General features: G+C 53.6%; 12 protein-coding genes. 3 read left to right on the top strand and 9 right to left on the bottom strand.

Annotated features, from left to right (window positions below; genetic code table 11):
- Positions 1-40: 40 nt before the first annotated feature.
- From ACTG3X_RS13010 to ACTG3X_RS12985, 6 genes are read right to left on the bottom strand one after another with little or no spacing between them, the layout of a single operon-like run.
- Entirely contained in the window at positions 41-427 is a 387-nt protein-coding gene (locus tag ACTG3X_RS13010) for a DUF2147 domain-containing protein (protein ID WP_439111708.1), read from the bottom strand.
- A 16-nt stretch (positions 428-443) separates the two neighbouring features.
- A complete protein-coding gene (locus tag ACTG3X_RS13005) occupies positions 444-1,469 on the bottom strand; it encodes an alpha/beta hydrolase (RefSeq protein ID WP_439111707.1) in 1,026 nt (341 codons plus the stop codon).
- An 18-nt stretch (positions 1,470-1,487) separates the two neighbouring features.
- A complete protein-coding gene (locus tag ACTG3X_RS13000; protein ID WP_439111706.1) occupies positions 1,488-2,684 on the bottom strand; it encodes an acetyl-CoA C-acyltransferase in 1,197 nt (398 codons plus the stop codon).
- Between the two features lie 2 nt (positions 2,685-2,686).
- Positions 2,687-3,616 carry an SDR family NAD(P)-dependent oxidoreductase gene (locus ACTG3X_RS12995; RefSeq protein ID WP_439111705.1) on the bottom strand — a complete coding sequence of 310 codons (930 nt, stop codon included), beginning with the start codon at positions 3,614-3,616 and terminating at the stop codon, positions 2,687-2,689.
- A gap of 18 nt (positions 3,617-3,634) precedes the next feature.
- Positions 3,635-5,392 carry an acyl-CoA dehydrogenase gene (locus tag ACTG3X_RS12990; protein ID WP_439111704.1) on the bottom strand — a complete coding sequence of 586 codons (1,758 nt, stop codon included), beginning with the start codon at positions 5,390-5,392 and terminating at the stop codon, positions 3,635-3,637.
- Complete coding sequence (locus ACTG3X_RS12985; protein ID WP_439111703.1) at positions 5,393-8,917, bottom strand: SDR family NAD(P)-dependent oxidoreductase; 3,525 nt, start codon at positions 8,915-8,917, stop codon at positions 5,393-5,395.
- A gap of 87 nt (positions 8,918-9,004) precedes the next feature.
- On the opposite strand from ACTG3X_RS12985, the gene ACTG3X_RS12980 reads away from it, so the two are divergent.
- Complete coding sequence (locus tag ACTG3X_RS12980) at positions 9,005-9,967, top strand: LysR family transcriptional regulator (RefSeq protein WP_439111702.1); 963 nt, start codon at positions 9,005-9,007, stop codon at positions 9,965-9,967.
- A 55-nt stretch (positions 9,968-10,022) separates the two neighbouring features.
- Here ACTG3X_RS12980 and ACTG3X_RS12975 read toward each other — a convergent pair whose 3' ends face one another.
- Both ACTG3X_RS12975 and ACTG3X_RS12970 read right to left on the bottom strand, forming a co-directional pair.
- Complete coding sequence (locus tag ACTG3X_RS12975) at positions 10,023-11,429, bottom strand: MFS transporter (RefSeq protein WP_439111701.1); 1,407 nt, start codon at positions 11,427-11,429, stop codon at positions 10,023-10,025.
- A gap of 16 nt (positions 11,430-11,445) precedes the next feature.
- Positions 11,446-13,029, bottom strand: a complete 1,584-nt coding sequence (locus ACTG3X_RS12970; RefSeq protein WP_439111700.1) for an acyl-CoA synthetase — start codon at positions 13,027-13,029, stop codon at positions 11,446-11,448.
- Positions 13,030-13,178: 149 nt separating this feature from the next.
- On the opposite strand from ACTG3X_RS12970, the gene ACTG3X_RS12965 reads away from it, so the two are divergent.
- Together ACTG3X_RS12965 and ACTG3X_RS12960 are read left to right on the top strand one after the other, a co-directional pair.
- Positions 13,179-14,072 (top strand): IS481 family transposase, encoded by an 894-nt coding sequence (locus tag ACTG3X_RS12965; RefSeq protein WP_439111699.1) that lies wholly within the window; start codon positions 13,179-13,181, stop codon positions 14,070-14,072.
- A gap of 643 nt (positions 14,073-14,715) precedes the next feature.
- Positions 14,716-14,982, top strand: coding sequence for an MIT C-terminal domain-containing protein (locus ACTG3X_RS12960; RefSeq protein ID WP_439111698.1), 267 nt, complete (start codon positions 14,716-14,718; stop codon positions 14,980-14,982).
- Here ACTG3X_RS12960 and ACTG3X_RS12955 read toward each other — a convergent pair.
- A partial coding sequence (locus ACTG3X_RS12955; RefSeq protein ID WP_439111697.1) for an SPASM domain-containing protein occupies positions 14,958-15,637 on the bottom strand: 680 nt, incomplete at its 5' end. The genes ACTG3X_RS12960 and ACTG3X_RS12955 overlap by 25 nt on opposite strands.

The raw sequence follows: 15,637 nt of genomic DNA, 5'->3' as shown, positions 1-15,637 counted from the left end.
TCATACCGCCGCGGCTTAGTCGCCCTACTGGGAGCGCAAGTTATTTTACACGCGACCAGTTCTGACCGTCACATAAAAACCCTACACAGCCTTCAACGCGAAGTTTCTTTTTTCCCAAAATTACTTTTCCAGCATACTCTTTATCAGTCTCAGCATCCCAGACACGGCCATTTCCCCACTCATTCGCGCTTACTTTCTCCAGATCCCAAAAGATTTTGCGCCCCGTAATTTCGGTATGGGGCGTTTTGAAAGTCTGCTGAACAACGCCACAAAGCTTAGCCTTGTTCCCGCTGCAAGGCGTCACTTTCACATGCAGATATGCACCTGTCTTGTCGGTCTTTGTTTGCCAAACGCCATAAGGCTCATTGGCCAAAGCCGGTGTCGCAAGAAATCCGAGTGCGATCACACTTTTGATAACTTTGTTCATGGTCTTCTCCCTTTTTTCACTTAAAAATCTGATGCGCGTGCGCCACATCAGTCACTGCATCAGCAGGCCGCCAACAAAGCGCCTTCACCAATTCCATTATTTTGTCCTGTGCCGCCTTCGCCGCCGGGACGATGCCAACCAACGTGAGAAACCCGTGATTGAGAGTGTCATAGTCACGAAATTCAACTTTGTTGCCTGCGGTGCGCAAGCGCTCCGCATACTCAGCGCCTTCATCATGCAAAGGATCAAAGCCCGCCGTTATGACGACCGCTTGAGGCAGTTCTTTCAGCGTCGCCGCATAGTAGGGCGAGTGAAGCGGGTCTTGCGAAGCTGTTGCCCCACCCTGATACTGAGCCACAAACCACTCCATGTCGGCACGCTCCAACCCGAAGCCTTTTGCAAAGCGGTGCATAGATGGCGTGTCAAAGTGATCCGCGATAACGGGGTAAATCAACACCTGCCCGAAGAGAGGCGCAGCCGTGTTGGGCTTGTCTGCCAGCGTGAGGGCGGCAGCAATGTTTCCGCCAGCGGAGTCTCCCGCCACAACGATTTTGGCGGGATCAATGCAGAGCTCTGCCGCAGAGGCACGCAGCCATGAGAGCGCTGCCTGCGCATCCTTAAGCGCTGCTGGAAACGGATGCTCGGGGGCGAGACGATAGTTGACGGACAAAACCGGCCAGCCCGTGGCGCGGGCAAGCTGACGACACAGGGGATCATGCGTTTCGACGCTTCCGAGAACCCAACCACCACCGTGAAAAAACAGAATCACGCCAGTATTCTTCGCTTGATCGGCTTGGCGATAGAGTCGTGCACTGATGTCTCCATCTGGACCCCGAAAGCGCAGATCTTCTGTTTCTCCAGAGATGCTTTGCATGGCGTTCAGCTGCGCACAGACCTGTTCAAAGTAGGCGCGCGACATGGCGGGCTCAACGTCAGGCAGCTTGGGTAAGCCCTGAGCCGCCGCGCCGATCAGAATTTCGCGCACAACAGGATCGAGGCCACGAGCCATACGGAAATCCGAAAGCTCATGATCCTTACTCATGTTATGGCGATCTTCCATTCAGAGAACCTCAAACAATCCCGCAGCGCCCATGCCACCACCAACACACATGGTGCAGACAACGTATTTTGCGCCGCGTCGTTTGCCCTCGATAAGGGCGTGCCCAACCATGCGTGCACCCGACATCCCATATGGGTGGCCAATCGAAATCGCGCCGCCATTCACATTGAGCAGCTCGTCAGGAATGCCAAGCACATCACGGCTTGCAATCACTTGGCTTGCAAAAGCTTCGTTGAGTTCCCAAAGCCCGATATCGTCAACCTTCAGGCCATTGGCCTTAAGCAGCTTCGGCACAGCGTAGATCGGGCCAATGCCCATCTCGTCTGGTTCACAGCCCGCAACCGCGATACCGCGATAAAGGCCAAGCGGTGTCAGCCCCTCGCGCGCAGCGGCACTTGCCTCCATCAAGACAGACGCCGAGGCCCCATCAGAGAGCTGGCTTGCATTGCCTGCGGTGATGTATTTTCCTTGCTGAACAACTTGTCCGTTGGCGAAAACTGGCTGTAAGCTAGAGAGGTCTTTAATCGTTGTGGAGGGCCGGTTTCCCGCATCCATCTCAAGGGTGACGTCTTGATAGCTGATCTCTTTGGTCTCTTTGTTCATGACGCCCATAGTCGTCGACATTGCGACGATCTCAGCGTCAAATCGCCCCGCGTCTTGGCCTGCCGCCGTGCGCTGCTGGGATTGCAGCGCATATTCGTCCTGTGCCTCGCGGGTTACATTGTAGCGTTCGGCCACATTCTCTGCTGTTTCCAGCATCGTCATATAGAGCGCGGGCTTGTGCTCGCGCAGCCAAGCGTCAGGCGTCTGAAAAGCTTGCTGAACTTGGTTCATGGAAATGCTTTCGACACCTCCGCCGATGGTCACATCCATGCCGTCGCTGATGATCTGCTTGGCGGCAATCGCAATTCCCATCATGCCGCTGGCGCATTGGCGGTCGATGCTCTGACCCGCCACCGTCACAGGAAGGCCCGCACGAATAGCCGCATTGCGTGCGACATTCATAAAATTCGTGCCCTGCTGAAGGGCTGCCCCCATCACGACATCCTCAATCCGTGCAGGGTCAATCCCTGAGCGCTCAACGGCGTGGGCAATAGCGTGCCCAGCCAGCGTTGGTGTCGGTGTCATATTGAACGCTCCACGGTAGGCTTTGCCAATCGGCGTGCGCGCAGTTGAAACGATTACGGCTTCCCGCATGATCACAGTCCTCCCTTGAGATCGACGCCGAAGTGATCGGCCGCCTTGCCCACGAATTTTGATGTTTGTTGAAAACCCTGCACAAAGGGCTGCTGACCTTCAGGGTCGGTAATAGAAGCTATATGTGTCGCGACACCTTCAGCAGTCTGCTCGTCAGGCATTAGATATGCGCCTTCTGTTTCGTACACTTTTGTTGCAGCATAAGCGCCAGCGCCAGCACACAAGACCAGACGCGACGGAGCCCCGTCACTAACAAGGTAAGCCAATCCCGCCGAAACGCTCTGTGTTGTCATCAAGGCCAGAGCTTCTGGTGAAATCAAACCTTCGGTCATCTGCGTTGCCGCCGTTGGCGCGAGAGCGTTGACATGAATACCGTATTTCTGCCCTTCGAGATGCAGCACGTTCATCAGACCAACGAGGCCCATCTTTGCGGCGCCGTAGTTTGCTTGGCCGAAGTTGCCGTAGATGCCTGATGAAGATGATGTCATCACGATACGGCCATAGCCCGCCTCTTTCATGTGGTCCCAAACCGCTTTGGTGCAAACAACCGCGCCCATCACGTGCACGTTGAGCACGAGTTGAAAGTCTTCCACTGTCATTTTGCTAAAGGACTTGTCGCGCAGAATGCCAGCGTTGTTGACGAGAATGTCGATCCGTCCCCATTGCTCGAGCGCATGGTCTACCATGTCTTTTACTTCGTCTGGCTTGGTGACATTTGCACCATGCGCCAGAGCTTCACCGCCTGCGGCAACGATCTCGTCCACAACGGATTGCGCATCACCTGCGCCAAGATCGTTCACCACAACTTTGGCGCCACGGCGCGCAAGCTCCAGCGCGTGAGAGCGGCCAAGGCCAGCACCTGCCCCCGTTACAATAGCAACACGATCATTAAATTGGATGGCTTGGATTGGATTTTGTGTCATCGGTTTCATTCTGTCTTTTTGTTAGGGTTAGAAAAAATCTGGATCAGCGGAGCGCGTCACGTCACTGCCAGAAGCGATCTGTGTCAGCAGTGGGCTGGCTTGAGGAAGCTCCCATCCGAAGAAGTAATGGCAGGTCGACATCTTACCTTGGCGCAGCTGTTCTGCCTCTGGAGAAGCGTCAGAAAGCTCTGCCGCAACAAGCGCCTGATCCAACCATATCCAAGCCACAACAACCAAGCCAAACGCGGTTTGAAACGCTGCTGCGTTATCAAGCTGGCGCTCCTTTGGCATCGCGTGAACGGCCTCAAGTGTTGTCTCGACCTCCTGAAGAGCCGCGCCCAACGCAAGTGCGGCATCCGCCAAGTCGACGCTTTGCGCACCTTTCTGGCAGGTCACCGCAATGCGCTCTGCCAGAACCTTCAGCCCGCGCCCGTCACGCAATATCTTGCGGCCAAGCAGGTCGGCGGCCTGAATGCCCGTTGTGCCTTCATGAATGGGATTTAGTCGGTTGTCGCGGTAGAGCTGCTCCACATCAAAGTCGCGGGTATAGCCATAGCCACCGTGAATCTGGATCGCCAAGTCATTGGCTTTTGGTCCGTATTCCGAGGCAAATGTCTTCGTCACTGGCGTGAGAAGTTCAAGCAAAGCCGCGTCATCAACATCATCAGGACGGTCGACCAAAGCCGCGCTCAGAAGGCAAAGGCCCATCGCTCCTTCTGCATATGAGCGCGCAGCTAGCAGCATCCGCCGCACATCGGTATGTTCAATGATCGCCACAGGCGGGCCGTCGCGTCGCTCTGCTAGGCGGCCTTGCAGTCGTTCACGCGCGTACTCAGCTGCAAGAAGATATCCGCGGCAGGCAAGAGCCGCAGCCCCGAAGCCAACTGCAATGCGCGCCTCATTCATCATCATGAACATTTGCCGCAAGCCTTGACCTGGCTCCCCGACCATCCAGCCAATGGCACCCTCTTTTTCACCGAAGTTCAGCAAGCAGTTTGATGTCCCACGATTGCCCATCTTGTGATTGAGCCCTGCAACGGCGATATCGTTTTTGTTCCCGTCGAGCAGAATTTTCGGAACAATAAACAGGGATATACCTCCCGTACCCTCGGGAAGGCTTCCATCCGCAAGCGGCACTTTTGCCAATACGAGATGGACGATGTTTTCTGAGATGTCCTGATCCCCACCGGAGATCCACATCTTGTTGCCTTTCAGGCGGTATCGCTGACCGTGAATGTCTTCACCATCCCAAAAGGCCCGTGTGCGCACATCGCCGAGGCCAGATCCCGCCTGCGGCTCGGATAGGCACATCGTGCCAAACCAATGCCCTTCAATCTGTGGGCGCGCAAAACTATCGATTTGTGCGGCGCTCCCAAAAGCGGAAATCAACCGCGCATTGGCCCCCGTCAGCATGGTGTAGCCAATGCTGGAGCAGTTCGCCGCTGCGAACCATGAGTATGCAGCCGAGGTGACAAGATAAGGCAGCCCCATACCGCCCAAGTCTTCGGGGAAGCTTGCGCCAAAGAGGCCAGCATCTCGAAACTCAGCCAGTGCCTTGCCAATTTCTGGCAAGACCTTGACCTGCCCTTCTTCAAGTCGTGGCTCGATCACATCCGCCATCTTGTAATGCGGCAAAAAGTGATCAACCGAGAGCTTGCGTGACAAATCGAAATAAGCCTCGGCCATCTCACCGTCAAACTCACTACCTTCCAAGCGCTCTTCAAGCTTCAACCAGTCAAACAGTTGAAACCGCATATCAACTTCAGACAACAACAAATCGGCCATTTAGACAGTCTCCCCAACCACGGCGTAAACCGCATCCACCAGAGATTGTCCGCGTTCATTCAGCAGGATGCCAGCCCCTTGTTTGTTCATGGCGTAACCCATGGCAAGCCCCGCTTCAGGATCAGCGAATCCGATGCTCCCGCCCATACCAACATGGCCAAACGCGCCCTCTCCTAGACGGACAGATGCCCCAGCCGGAAAGCCCGCGTTCGGCATCGAAAGCATAAAACCTTCGCCAAAGCGCGTGGGGATCAGCAGGGTTTCATCCTGCTCGTTCACCATGGATGGCTTGCGCATCGCATTGATCCGCTCTCGTGACAAAAGAGTTGTTCCCGAAACCAATGGCACAAACATCCCCGCCAGCGCCCTCGCATTTGCGATACCGCCAGCGCCACCGATTTCAGCTGCGCGGTAAGCGCGCTTATTGATGTCAAAGCCACCACTGTTCATGAATGAAAGGAACTGGATGGAACTCGGGTCGGTCATTAACCGCTTGATAAACTCTGAAGGCTGTGTTGCTGCGTCAGGTCGAAAGGCGATTGACGGCGCGAGACGCGCCTCTTCAGATTGCGGCAAGCCAATCCAGAAATCGAGCCCAAGCGGTCTGGCAATTTCGTCGCGGAAGAACTGCCCCAGTGATTTGCCAGACACGCGGCGAACGACTTCACCTACAAGCCATCCAAAGGTGATCATGTGATAGCCACTTCGCGTTCCCGGCTCCCAAAAAGGCGCCTCACTTGCGAGTTGCGCAGCCGTCCGCTCAAAGTTGGTGAAGCCATCCGGCTCAACCTTACTTCGCAGAGCAGGTAGACCTGCCGAGTGATTCAGCAACATCCGAACTGTTACTGCATCTTTCCCATTAGCCGCAAATTCAGGCCAGTATTGTGAGACAGGTGCATCAAGATCGAGCAGGCCACGTTCCACCAAAACATGGGCACAAAGCGCCGTAGCGGCCTTCGTGCAGGAAAAGACGGGAACAATTGTGTCTTGCGTCCAAGCTGTCTTGCTTGCAGGCGCAGCAACGCCGCCCCACAAATCCAGAACGGTCTTGCCACCGACACTCAAGCAAAGGCTGGCGCCAACCTCGCCGCGCGCTGCAAAGTTCTCTTCAAACGCCTCCGCAACAGATTTGAACGCTGGATCAAAGCTGCCTTCAACGGTCTTGGCAGCGTTCAAAACCGCGGGCGCGGATTGGGTCAGATCAACGGGTGTTTTATGCCCACCCTCAAGGCGATAGAAGTCTACTTCGTTGAGCTTAACGCTCTCCATTTGTGCTTCAAAAGCTTGGGCATTTCCGGGGAACAAAGTCTCAATCCGCCCGTCTTCTGTCAGATACCAGCTCTTGCACCCAGACGCCCAAACCGTTTGGGAAAGCTCTTTCTGTATCTCGGCATTGAATTCACGTGTGATGTCTTCACCCACAGAAATACTCAGGTCATCTCCCGTCAACTTAATCGCTTCGACAATCCATCCGATGGATTGCTCGATCAGATGCACGATAGAGGTTGTTCCAACCCCTGCATTCGGCCCCGTGACAAGGAAGTAATTGGGAAAATGAGGAACCATCGTCGCGCGATAGGCCTCTGCTCCACTCTTCCACCAGTCTGACAGCTTAAGCCCGCCCTCGCCGCGCAAGTCGAGCGCGAACTGATGGCCCTGAAGGTCAAAGCCTGTTGCAAAGATAATCGCATCATATTCATGGTGCTGGCCATCTTCCGTGATGATACCTGTTTCTGTGATTTCACCAATCGGGCTGGTGATCAGATTAACGTTGTCACGGTTCAATGCTGGGTAAAAATCATCCGAAATCAAAATTCGCTTACAGCCCAGTTCATAGTTCGGCGTTAGTGCCTCATGATATTCCGTCTTCGTGACCTGAGAGCGCATAAACGCTTTGATATCGTCGGCGGCGCGGTGGCGAATGGCCTCATTTTTGACGATAGGATAGAGACGGTTTTCACGATCCCAATACATGTCGTCGCGATCGGCTTTGACCAGTGTCGGGTCCTCAATATAGGCCGCCTTCTGCTCAGGCGTATAAGCAAAGTCGAGCCGTGGCGCGATGTAGTTCGCTGTCCGCTGATAGAGGTCCAGATGCGCGACAACCTTCGCCAGCTGTGGTACGGCTTGAATGGCACTCGCCGCGCTCCCGACCACGCCAATGCGCTTGCCAGTCGGGTCAAAACTGTGATCCCAACGCGCGGTATGCATTGTGACGCCTTTGAAAGTGCCCAAACCTTTCACATCAGGATAACTCGGCTCGTGCAACCCGCCCGACCCGTTGATCACAAAACGTGACTTGATCACTTCACCATCTGCAAAGGTCGTCACCCAGAGGCCAGAGGCATCATCGAAAATGACAGAGGTAATCTTTCGGTTGAGGTGGATATAAGGCCGTATGCCGTATTTCTCGGCGCAATGCTCGATATAAGCCTGAATTTCCGGCTGGGGCGCATAGAGGCGACTCCAGTCAGGGTTCTGCTCAAAGGAGTAGCTGTAGAAATGTGACTGAATATCACAAGCCGCTCCAGGATATGTATTGAGCCACCAAGTGCCGCCAATACCATCTGCCTTGTCATAAATTCCAAAATTGGAAATGCCCGCTTCACGCAGCTTGATACCTGCACAAACCCCAGAAAAACCTGCCCCAATGACAAGAACTTCAAGCGGTTCGGGCGCGTCGATAGACTCACCCTTGATCGCCGGGCTCGCCATGCTGCTTGCAAAATCACGCCTGATGTTTTCCATGCGCGTTTCAACGTGCCCCATCATCTCTTCATGCGTAAAGACATAGAAGCGGTCTTTGCGAATAGAATCTACGACAAGCTCGCCAAGCACATTAGGGTCCATGCCATTTTCGATGAGCGCATCCAGCAGCTTCATATTGTCCGACGCTTCAGGCTCAGGCTGACCTGCAATGGAAGGGCGCAGCTTTTGTGTCGAGTTGATGTCGGTCTTAACCCACGCAGGGCAAACAACACTCACGCCTATGTTGGTGTCAGCAAGGTCTTCGCGGATGGTCTCCGAATAGCCAACGACGGCAAACTTGGTGGCAACATACGGACCACCTCCCACAAACGGCAAATGCCCCGCAATAGAAGCGACATTCACAATATGGCCACCTTCACCATGAGCCGCAATCAGTGGAGTGAATATCTCAACGCCATGCACAACCCCCATCAGGTTGATGTCGACAGTCCACTTCCAGTCCGCAATCGGAATACCACCGGTCTGGCCACCACAGGAAACACCCGCGTTGTTCACCAAGTAATGGATCTTGCCGAAACGCTCCAAAGTCTTTTGCGCGGCCAGATCGACCGAGTCAGCATCCGCCACATCACAAACGACAAAATCAGCCTCGATGCCCAGCGTCACCAGCGTGTCGCACGCAGCAGAAAGCGCCGCCCTGTCACGATCTGAAATCATAACTTTTGCGCCTCTTGCCCCAAGGCTTTTGGCGATTGCAAAACCGATCCCGCGCGCAGCGCCGGTGATAAACGCTGTCTTGCCATTAAAGTCGTTCATGAGATTCCCCTCCATCTTGAAGGTGATACTTAAATAGATTACAGCTTTGATAAATACAGTAAGCAACGGTTACCAAGGAGAGATCGATTGGACAGTTTAGGCCACTTGAAACAGCTCGTCGCACTGAGTGAGACAGGAAACTTTCGCAAAGCAGGACAGAAGCTTGGCATTTCCCACTCAGCCGTCAGCCAGACAATCAAGAGGTTAGAAACAGAATATGGCGCAGAGCTGTTTGATCGAACGCGTTATGACGGCTCCAGAAACGAAACGGTTCCGACCGCTCTTGGCGAACGCGTCATTTCAGCCGCAAGAATCGCCATCAATGAAATGGAGGCCGCCTCCCGCGACGTTCAGATGATGCGCGATCTTGAGGCCGGACAACTTCTGATAGGCGCTGACCCGACTGTTTCCGAAAGCCTGCTCGCTCCAGCGATGGCACGGCTGATAAACTCTCACCCGAACTGGCGCTTTAAAGTGGTGCTCTGCCCCCGCAATGAGTGGGAGCGCTACCTCACAGAACGACAGATCGATATCTACATCGGTTTGCGCCCTGATCGCGAGACAGAAGAGTTCCGCTATCGCCAACTGGAGCTTATTCCACCTGCGATCATGTGCTCGGCCAGCCACCCGCTGGCTGGAAAGGGGCCGATCAGAATAGAAGAACTCCAACAATATTCAGTGATTGGCGGGGATGTTCCCGACTGGTTCTTATGGGGCATCATGGAAGCCTATCCAGACACGTTCCCTGACATCGGAACGCTACGGGATACGTTTCTAACGTCACAAGGCCTCGGCCTTCTAAGGCAACTGCTGCTCCTTACCAACGCGATTGCAACTTTGCCCGAGTTTATTGTGCGCAGCGAAGTCAACGAGGGCAGCGTCATCAAGCTTGACGTGATCAACTGGCCATACGCCAATCGAACGATCCCAGGCGTTGCTGTTTGGCTCAATCAACGTCCGATTCCGCCGGCTGCCCATCAACTTATGTCAAACGTTCAAATGGTGTTGCAACGCGCCGTTGCAAACTTTCGCCGAGACATAGAACAATAAAATTGGGCTGCACCAACCTGTGCAGCCCAATTCTGTTTTCGACTGATAATTCTGCTCAGATTTTGTTGACAGCTGTCAGGTTTTCAGTGTGCCCATCGCGCGTCAAGGTGAACCGTTTCACACAAGCGATCGAGGCAAGATGCAACACAATCATCAAAACCGCGTAAGGCAGCGCAATACCCTGCATCGTGGCTTCATCCATGACTTCGCCCACACCAGCCGTCGCCCCAAATGTCAGCAACGCACCAGATACAAACGTCCCCAAGCCTGTCACAATCTTGCGGGTGAATGAAAACGTTGCAAAATATAGCCCTTCCGAACGGTGCCCCGTGTTGCGCTCATCTCCTTCGACCAGATCCACAACCATAGAGACCGACATGATCGACACCGAAATTGTGACAGTGGTTGCAAAGAACGTTGCAATCGCCACGACATAAAACATCTCGGCCGAGCCGTTCTCTGGCATGATGCCGCCTGTTTTAGCAGCGATCAGGATCACGGACATCACCATTGAAATCCAGCTAAGGGTGATGACAACGGCCTTTTTTTCTCTGCCTTTCGCCAAAAGGGAAGTGCCGAGAAAGGCGATGATTGCGGCAGGCACCATCGTCAATGCGGCAAGGCCAAGCTGCCCCGTGGAAAGCCCAAAGTAGTAGACCCCAAAGTAAAGCTGAAGCGTCGTTGCAATTCCCGCGACAAGGCTGGCAAAAATTGTCCCCGCAAACACAGCCTGAAAAGACTTGTTGCCAAAAATGTAGCGAATGTTCTGCACAAACGAAAAGCTATGCCCTTTGCTTTCAGGATCAGGCTGCGAATAGTGCTTGATGGCGTGGTGCGTCCCGAGCGATGAAATGAGCATTGCACCACACATTACGATCGCCGCCACTTTGGCATATGTATGATACCCTTCAAGGTTCATGATGCCGTCGTCATAGTCGACAGACGGAGCCAAATAGACACGATAAACAATCACCGCCATAATTACACCAGCCAACCAACCGATCATCATGCGCAGCCCAGAAAGTGCTGTCCGCTTGTCGTATTCATGGGTCAACTCGCCAATCAAGGCAGAGTTGGGAACCTCAAAAAACGTCACCGACAAACGGACAACGATTGCCATAATCGTCAGATAGGCAAAGAGGCCCAGCTGGCTAAGGTCTGGCGGCGTCCACATAAAGAAATAGGCAAGGCAGGTTGGCACAATAGCCGCATACATAAACGGATGGCGTCGCCCCCAACGCGATTTGTGACGGTCTGAAATATAGCCTACAAGCGGGTCAGACACCGCATCAAACATCAGCGCAATCAACAGCGAGAGCCCGACAAGAATAGCAGGTAGGCCGAGCACTTGGTTGAAATAGATCATCAAAAAGGTCGTAAACCCGTTGTCTTTGATGCCGTAGGCGATGGACCCGATACCATAAGCAAGGCGTGTTCCCCATCCAATATTGTCACTTTTCATGTCTCTCTCCCTGACACTAAGTAAGCTGGATTTCTCCAGTCTTGATCATTTTTCTCAACTCATGCTTGAGAACTTTGCCTGTGCCATTGCGTGGAAGTGCGTCCAACAAGGCCAAATACATAGGATGTTTAAACCGCGCGAGTTGTGCGGCGCAGTGTTCAACAATCTCTGATTTCTTAATCTCCGAATTGGCCTTGGCCACAACCACAGCGCAGCCAACTTCCCCCCATTTCGGATCAGGCACTCCGATCACAGCCACTTCCGCAATTGCGTGATGGCTATAGAGCACGTTCTCCACTTCCGCCGGATAGACGTTTTCTCCGCCGGAAATATACATATCCTTCAAGCGATCCTCGATATAGAGGTAGCCTTCGTCGTCCACCCGCCCGATGTCGCCTGTGCGAAACCAGCCATCGTGAAACGCGTCCTGCGTCGCCTCAGGCAAGTTCCAATAACCGGGTGTCACAACAGGACCACGCACCCAGATTTCGCCAAGCTCTTCTGCTACGGCTTCTGTTTGGTCGTCCCTCATGATTTTCATTGGCCCGTACATCGTCGGCAGTCCTGTCGACCCGTGCTTGCGGCCCACATCGCGGTGCGGTAGTAGACATCCCGCCGAGGCCGTCTCGGTTAGCCCGTAGCCTTCAAGGATCTGCACACCGCGGCCTTGCCACCACTGCACCAAAGGCTCAGGAACAGTTTCAGCACCAGAAATCACGGTCACCAAACGCGAGAAATCACTGGTTTCAGCCGCCTCATGCTGGCGCAAAGCGTTGAATGCCGCTGGCACAGCAAAGAAATGCGTGATTGCAAGATCACTGCTTGAAAGCGCCCACAGGACAGCTCCCGGGTCAAAGTCTCTCAAGATAATGCTTGTCGCGCCGATGGCCAGCATCGGCAGACAGCTCACATTCATAGCCGCGATGTGAAATAAAGGCATTGCGGCCAAAGACACGCTCGAGCTTGTCGTACGGCACGCACCAAAGCTTCCCACAGCAGAAAAGTGTAGCATACCGTATGTGATGATCACCCCCTTCGGCCGACCCGTCGTTCCTGACGAGTACATCAGCATACAGGCCTCCCCAAGCCCTTGTGTTGGGCGATCAAGAATAGGGGTCATTTCGGCCGCAATTGCAGTTTCAAACTGGCTCATTCGCCCGTCACCAAGCGTCTCGATCCAATGCTCCACGCTGGGAGCTTCAATCTGTGCGACAACATCACTTAGTCCTTGATCACAGATCACAACCCTGGCACCAGCGTCATTAAGGATGAAACTCAGCTCTGCCGCCGACAGACGATGATTTAGCGCCAGCACCAAACCGCCAAGGCGCCAAGTGGCAAAAGCAATATCCAAAATATCGCAAGAATTGGGCATAAGAAATGCCACACGATCTCCTTGCGTCACCCCCAACCGCCTTAGGGCTGCGGCCAGCCGCCCGACACGTTGATGCATGTCGCCATAGCTTTGTGACCGGCCTGACGGAAGCTCACGTGTCGCAATCGCGGTCGGGCTGACCTTTGCTTGATAGGCAACCCAATCAACAACGTCATAGACAACATTGGTTAACTTAGCGCTATCGCGCATCTTACTCATCTGCATGCGTGCTCCTCCTACGCCACATCAAGCAAGAATTACAGATCGTTAAAATAAGGTAAGAAAATCTTACCAATATACAGCCAAGTGTAGATATGTACGGACTCTCGGGACACTTCCTGTAAATTCCCTGATTTGGGATGGAGGAAGTATTCATGACGAACGAAGAACGCGACATTCAACGCAAACTTAAAGTGCTCCAACACGCCGAGAAGATCGGCAATGCCCGCAAAGCCTGTCGATATTTTGGGATCGGCAGGTCCAGTTTTTATAGATGGCGTGAAGCATATCAAAAGTATGGCGAAGCTGGTTTGAAGAACGCCAAATCTATTCCAAAGAATCCAGCCAACCAAACGCCGCCAGAGATCGTAGAAAAGGTCCTATATCTGCGCCGCAAATATCACCTCGGGCCAATCAGGATCGTCTGGTATTTGGCGCGCTATCATGGCATCAAAATCTCGGATGCAGGAGTTTACCTTATCCTCAAGCGCAACGGTCTCAACCGTCTGCCCAGAGGCACACGAATGCGGAAACTGCACACCAAACGCTATCAGAAACAAGTGCCAGGACATCATATTCAAGTGGACGTTAAGTTTCTGACTTTCAAAGGAAAACGCGGTGAGAAAGTGCGCCGGTTTCAGTATACTGCAATCGATGATGCAACGCGTGTTAGAGCGCTTAAAATATATGAAAAGCACACACAGGCAAATGCGATCGACTTCATTGACCACATCATCGGAAAGTTTCCGTTTCGCATTCGAGAAGTTCGGACGGATAACGGCCACGAGTTCCAAGCCAAGTTCTGGCATGTCGAAGATCTTGGGATCAGGCATGCCTATATCAAACGCGATACACCCCAGCTCAATGGTAAAGTAGAACGATCTCACCGATCCGATCAGCAGGAGTTCTATCAGCTTCTAAGCTACAAGGGTGACGTCGATCTCGAGGCTAAACTGGACGTATGGGAGCGCTTCTACAACTTCGCTAGGCCTCATGGCGCGCACAACGGCCAGACCCCTTACGAAGCTCTCAGAGACAAGCTACAGTAACAACACAAGTGTCCCGCCGGTCTGTCCAGTTTACACCCAGAAGAGATAAATCGTCGAGGGGTCATGGTGTCCACAGAGCTGGTGGTCTAATGTTAGAACCTTCCCGCCGCCTGGATGCGCTCTGCGGGTGGTCAGGCGGAACACATGAAGCAGGTTTTTGTCAATATATGATGCATCGGGGAAGGCATAGGACGCTCTTGCCGACAGTGCTGCTCGCGGACGGGTCCTGATTGGAAAGGGTCATCCGCTCGATAAAACCTGTTCATTTTTAAGAGTCGATCGCGATTTCGCTATCATGAGGTTCCATGCCATTATCCCTTCCGCCACACTACCTTTTGGTTTGTCGCAACGATTTCTCCACAAGCTGTAATGTATTGATCATTTTTGCCATCACACGTCCACGCCAATATTGGAGAGCTGCCCCGCCACCTCCTCAGGCCGCATCGGCCTGGCATGCAGATAACCTTGTTGTATGAACAGCTGATACTGCACGAGCAGCTGCGCTTGTTGCGCTGTCTCGACACCCTCCACAATCGCTTTTACCTCCAAATTCCTGAGGGTCAGAGCTTGGCCGGTTATCCGGCGCAAATCGCCTGAGGACCAAATCAGCGTTCATCTGGTGACTGGGCCAGACGACGGAAATGTGGGCAAGCAACGCGAATTGCTCGACTCGATCGTAGACGCCTGTGTTGGCTCGGGCGTTGAATTCACATGGGCCTTTGATGGCTCAGGAACACCGCATGCGCGCGATATCGTCACTGATACGGGATGGAAAATTGTTCTCGACAGAGGACTTGATATCTTTCAAGCACCTTTGAAAACTGGTGGGTTTTCGCTCAGTGACCGATTGCAGGAGCAGCGGATTAGCAAGGGTTTTTATGTGACCTATGTTCGAACGCCAACTGCATAAACGCTCACCACCACCATCCCCGTCAAATGCCACACCGCCGCCATCAGAACCCCCATATTGAACGCAAACTCGTTGGCGCAGCTCTGCCTGAAGAACTCCCCTTCGAGGAACATGCAGGACCCCTTGCAGAGCTGCACAACGGGGCACGACATACATTCGTCCCGGAAGGCAAAATGTGTCGCTGTGTTGAGCGCGATCGCATCAAAGTCATCAACATGGCCGATCTTGTGCTCACCCTTCGCCCCTGTGTTCTGGCAGGTCATGACATTGCCGCGTAGATCAACTGCAATGTGCTCGGGTCGATCCATACCGCATTTCTGACCCAGAGCCTCTATGGGTCGGCGGACCTTAAGCGACATGATGAAGTCCCTGAGCCGTTTGTCGAGCCCAAAGGCCTTTGGGTCGGTGGCAAGACTTTCAAACAAGGACCGTCTTAGGGAATGAAGATCAGCTTCTTCCAGCCGTCCTGCCCCAAGGAGGGTCGCCGCATCATAGACGTTGACCACACCCTCAAGGGATATCGGCACATCAAGTCCCAACCGCTCCTGGAACCAAACCTTGATGGCGTCCAGATCATGGTTTTCGGCTGTGAGCACAGTGTTGATGCTGACGTGGTCTTCGCGTTCAGCCAGCAGTGCTTCAATCCAATGCCGCC

The sequence above is a fragment of the Lentibacter sp. genome (assembly GCF_965658795.1).
In the GTDB taxonomy this organism is placed as follows: Bacteria; Pseudomonadota; Alphaproteobacteria; order Rhodobacterales; family Rhodobacteraceae; genus Lentibacter.
This window is presented reverse-complemented; position numbering and strand designations above follow the sequence as displayed.

Excerpts from the sequence above, each read along its gene's own strand:
- ACTG3X_RS13010 (WP_439111708.1), bottom strand. The coding sequence starts at position 427 with ATGAACAAAGTTATCAAAAGTGTGATCGCACTCGGATTTCTTGCGACA.
- ACTG3X_RS13005 (WP_439111707.1), bottom strand. The coding sequence starts at position 1,469 with ATGAGTAAGGATCATGAGCTTTCGGATTTCCGTATGGCTCGTGGCCTC.
- ACTG3X_RS13000 (WP_439111706.1), bottom strand. The coding sequence starts at position 2,684 with ATGCGGGAAGCCGTAATCGTTTCAACTGCGCGCACGCCGATTGGCAAA.
- ACTG3X_RS12995 (WP_439111705.1), bottom strand. The coding sequence starts at position 3,616 with ATGAAACCGATGACACAAAATCCAATCCAAGCCATCCAATTTAATGAT.
- ACTG3X_RS12990 (WP_439111704.1), bottom strand. The coding sequence starts at position 5,392 with ATGGCCGATTTGTTGTTGTCTGAAGTTGATATGCGGTTTCAACTGTTT.
- ACTG3X_RS12985 (WP_439111703.1), bottom strand. The coding sequence starts at position 8,917 with ATGAACGACTTTAATGGCAAGACAGCGTTTATCACCGGCGCTGCGCGC.
- ACTG3X_RS12975 (WP_439111701.1), bottom strand. The coding sequence starts at position 11,429 with ATGAAAAGTGACAATATTGGATGGGGAACACGCCTTGCTTATGGTATC.
- ACTG3X_RS12970 (WP_439111700.1), bottom strand. The coding sequence starts at position 13,029 with ATGCAGATGAGTAAGATGCGCGATAGCGCTAAGTTAACCAATGTTGTC.
- ACTG3X_RS12965 (WP_439111699.1), top strand. The coding sequence starts at position 13,179 with ATGACGAACGAAGAACGCGACATTCAACGCAAACTTAAAGTGCTCCAA.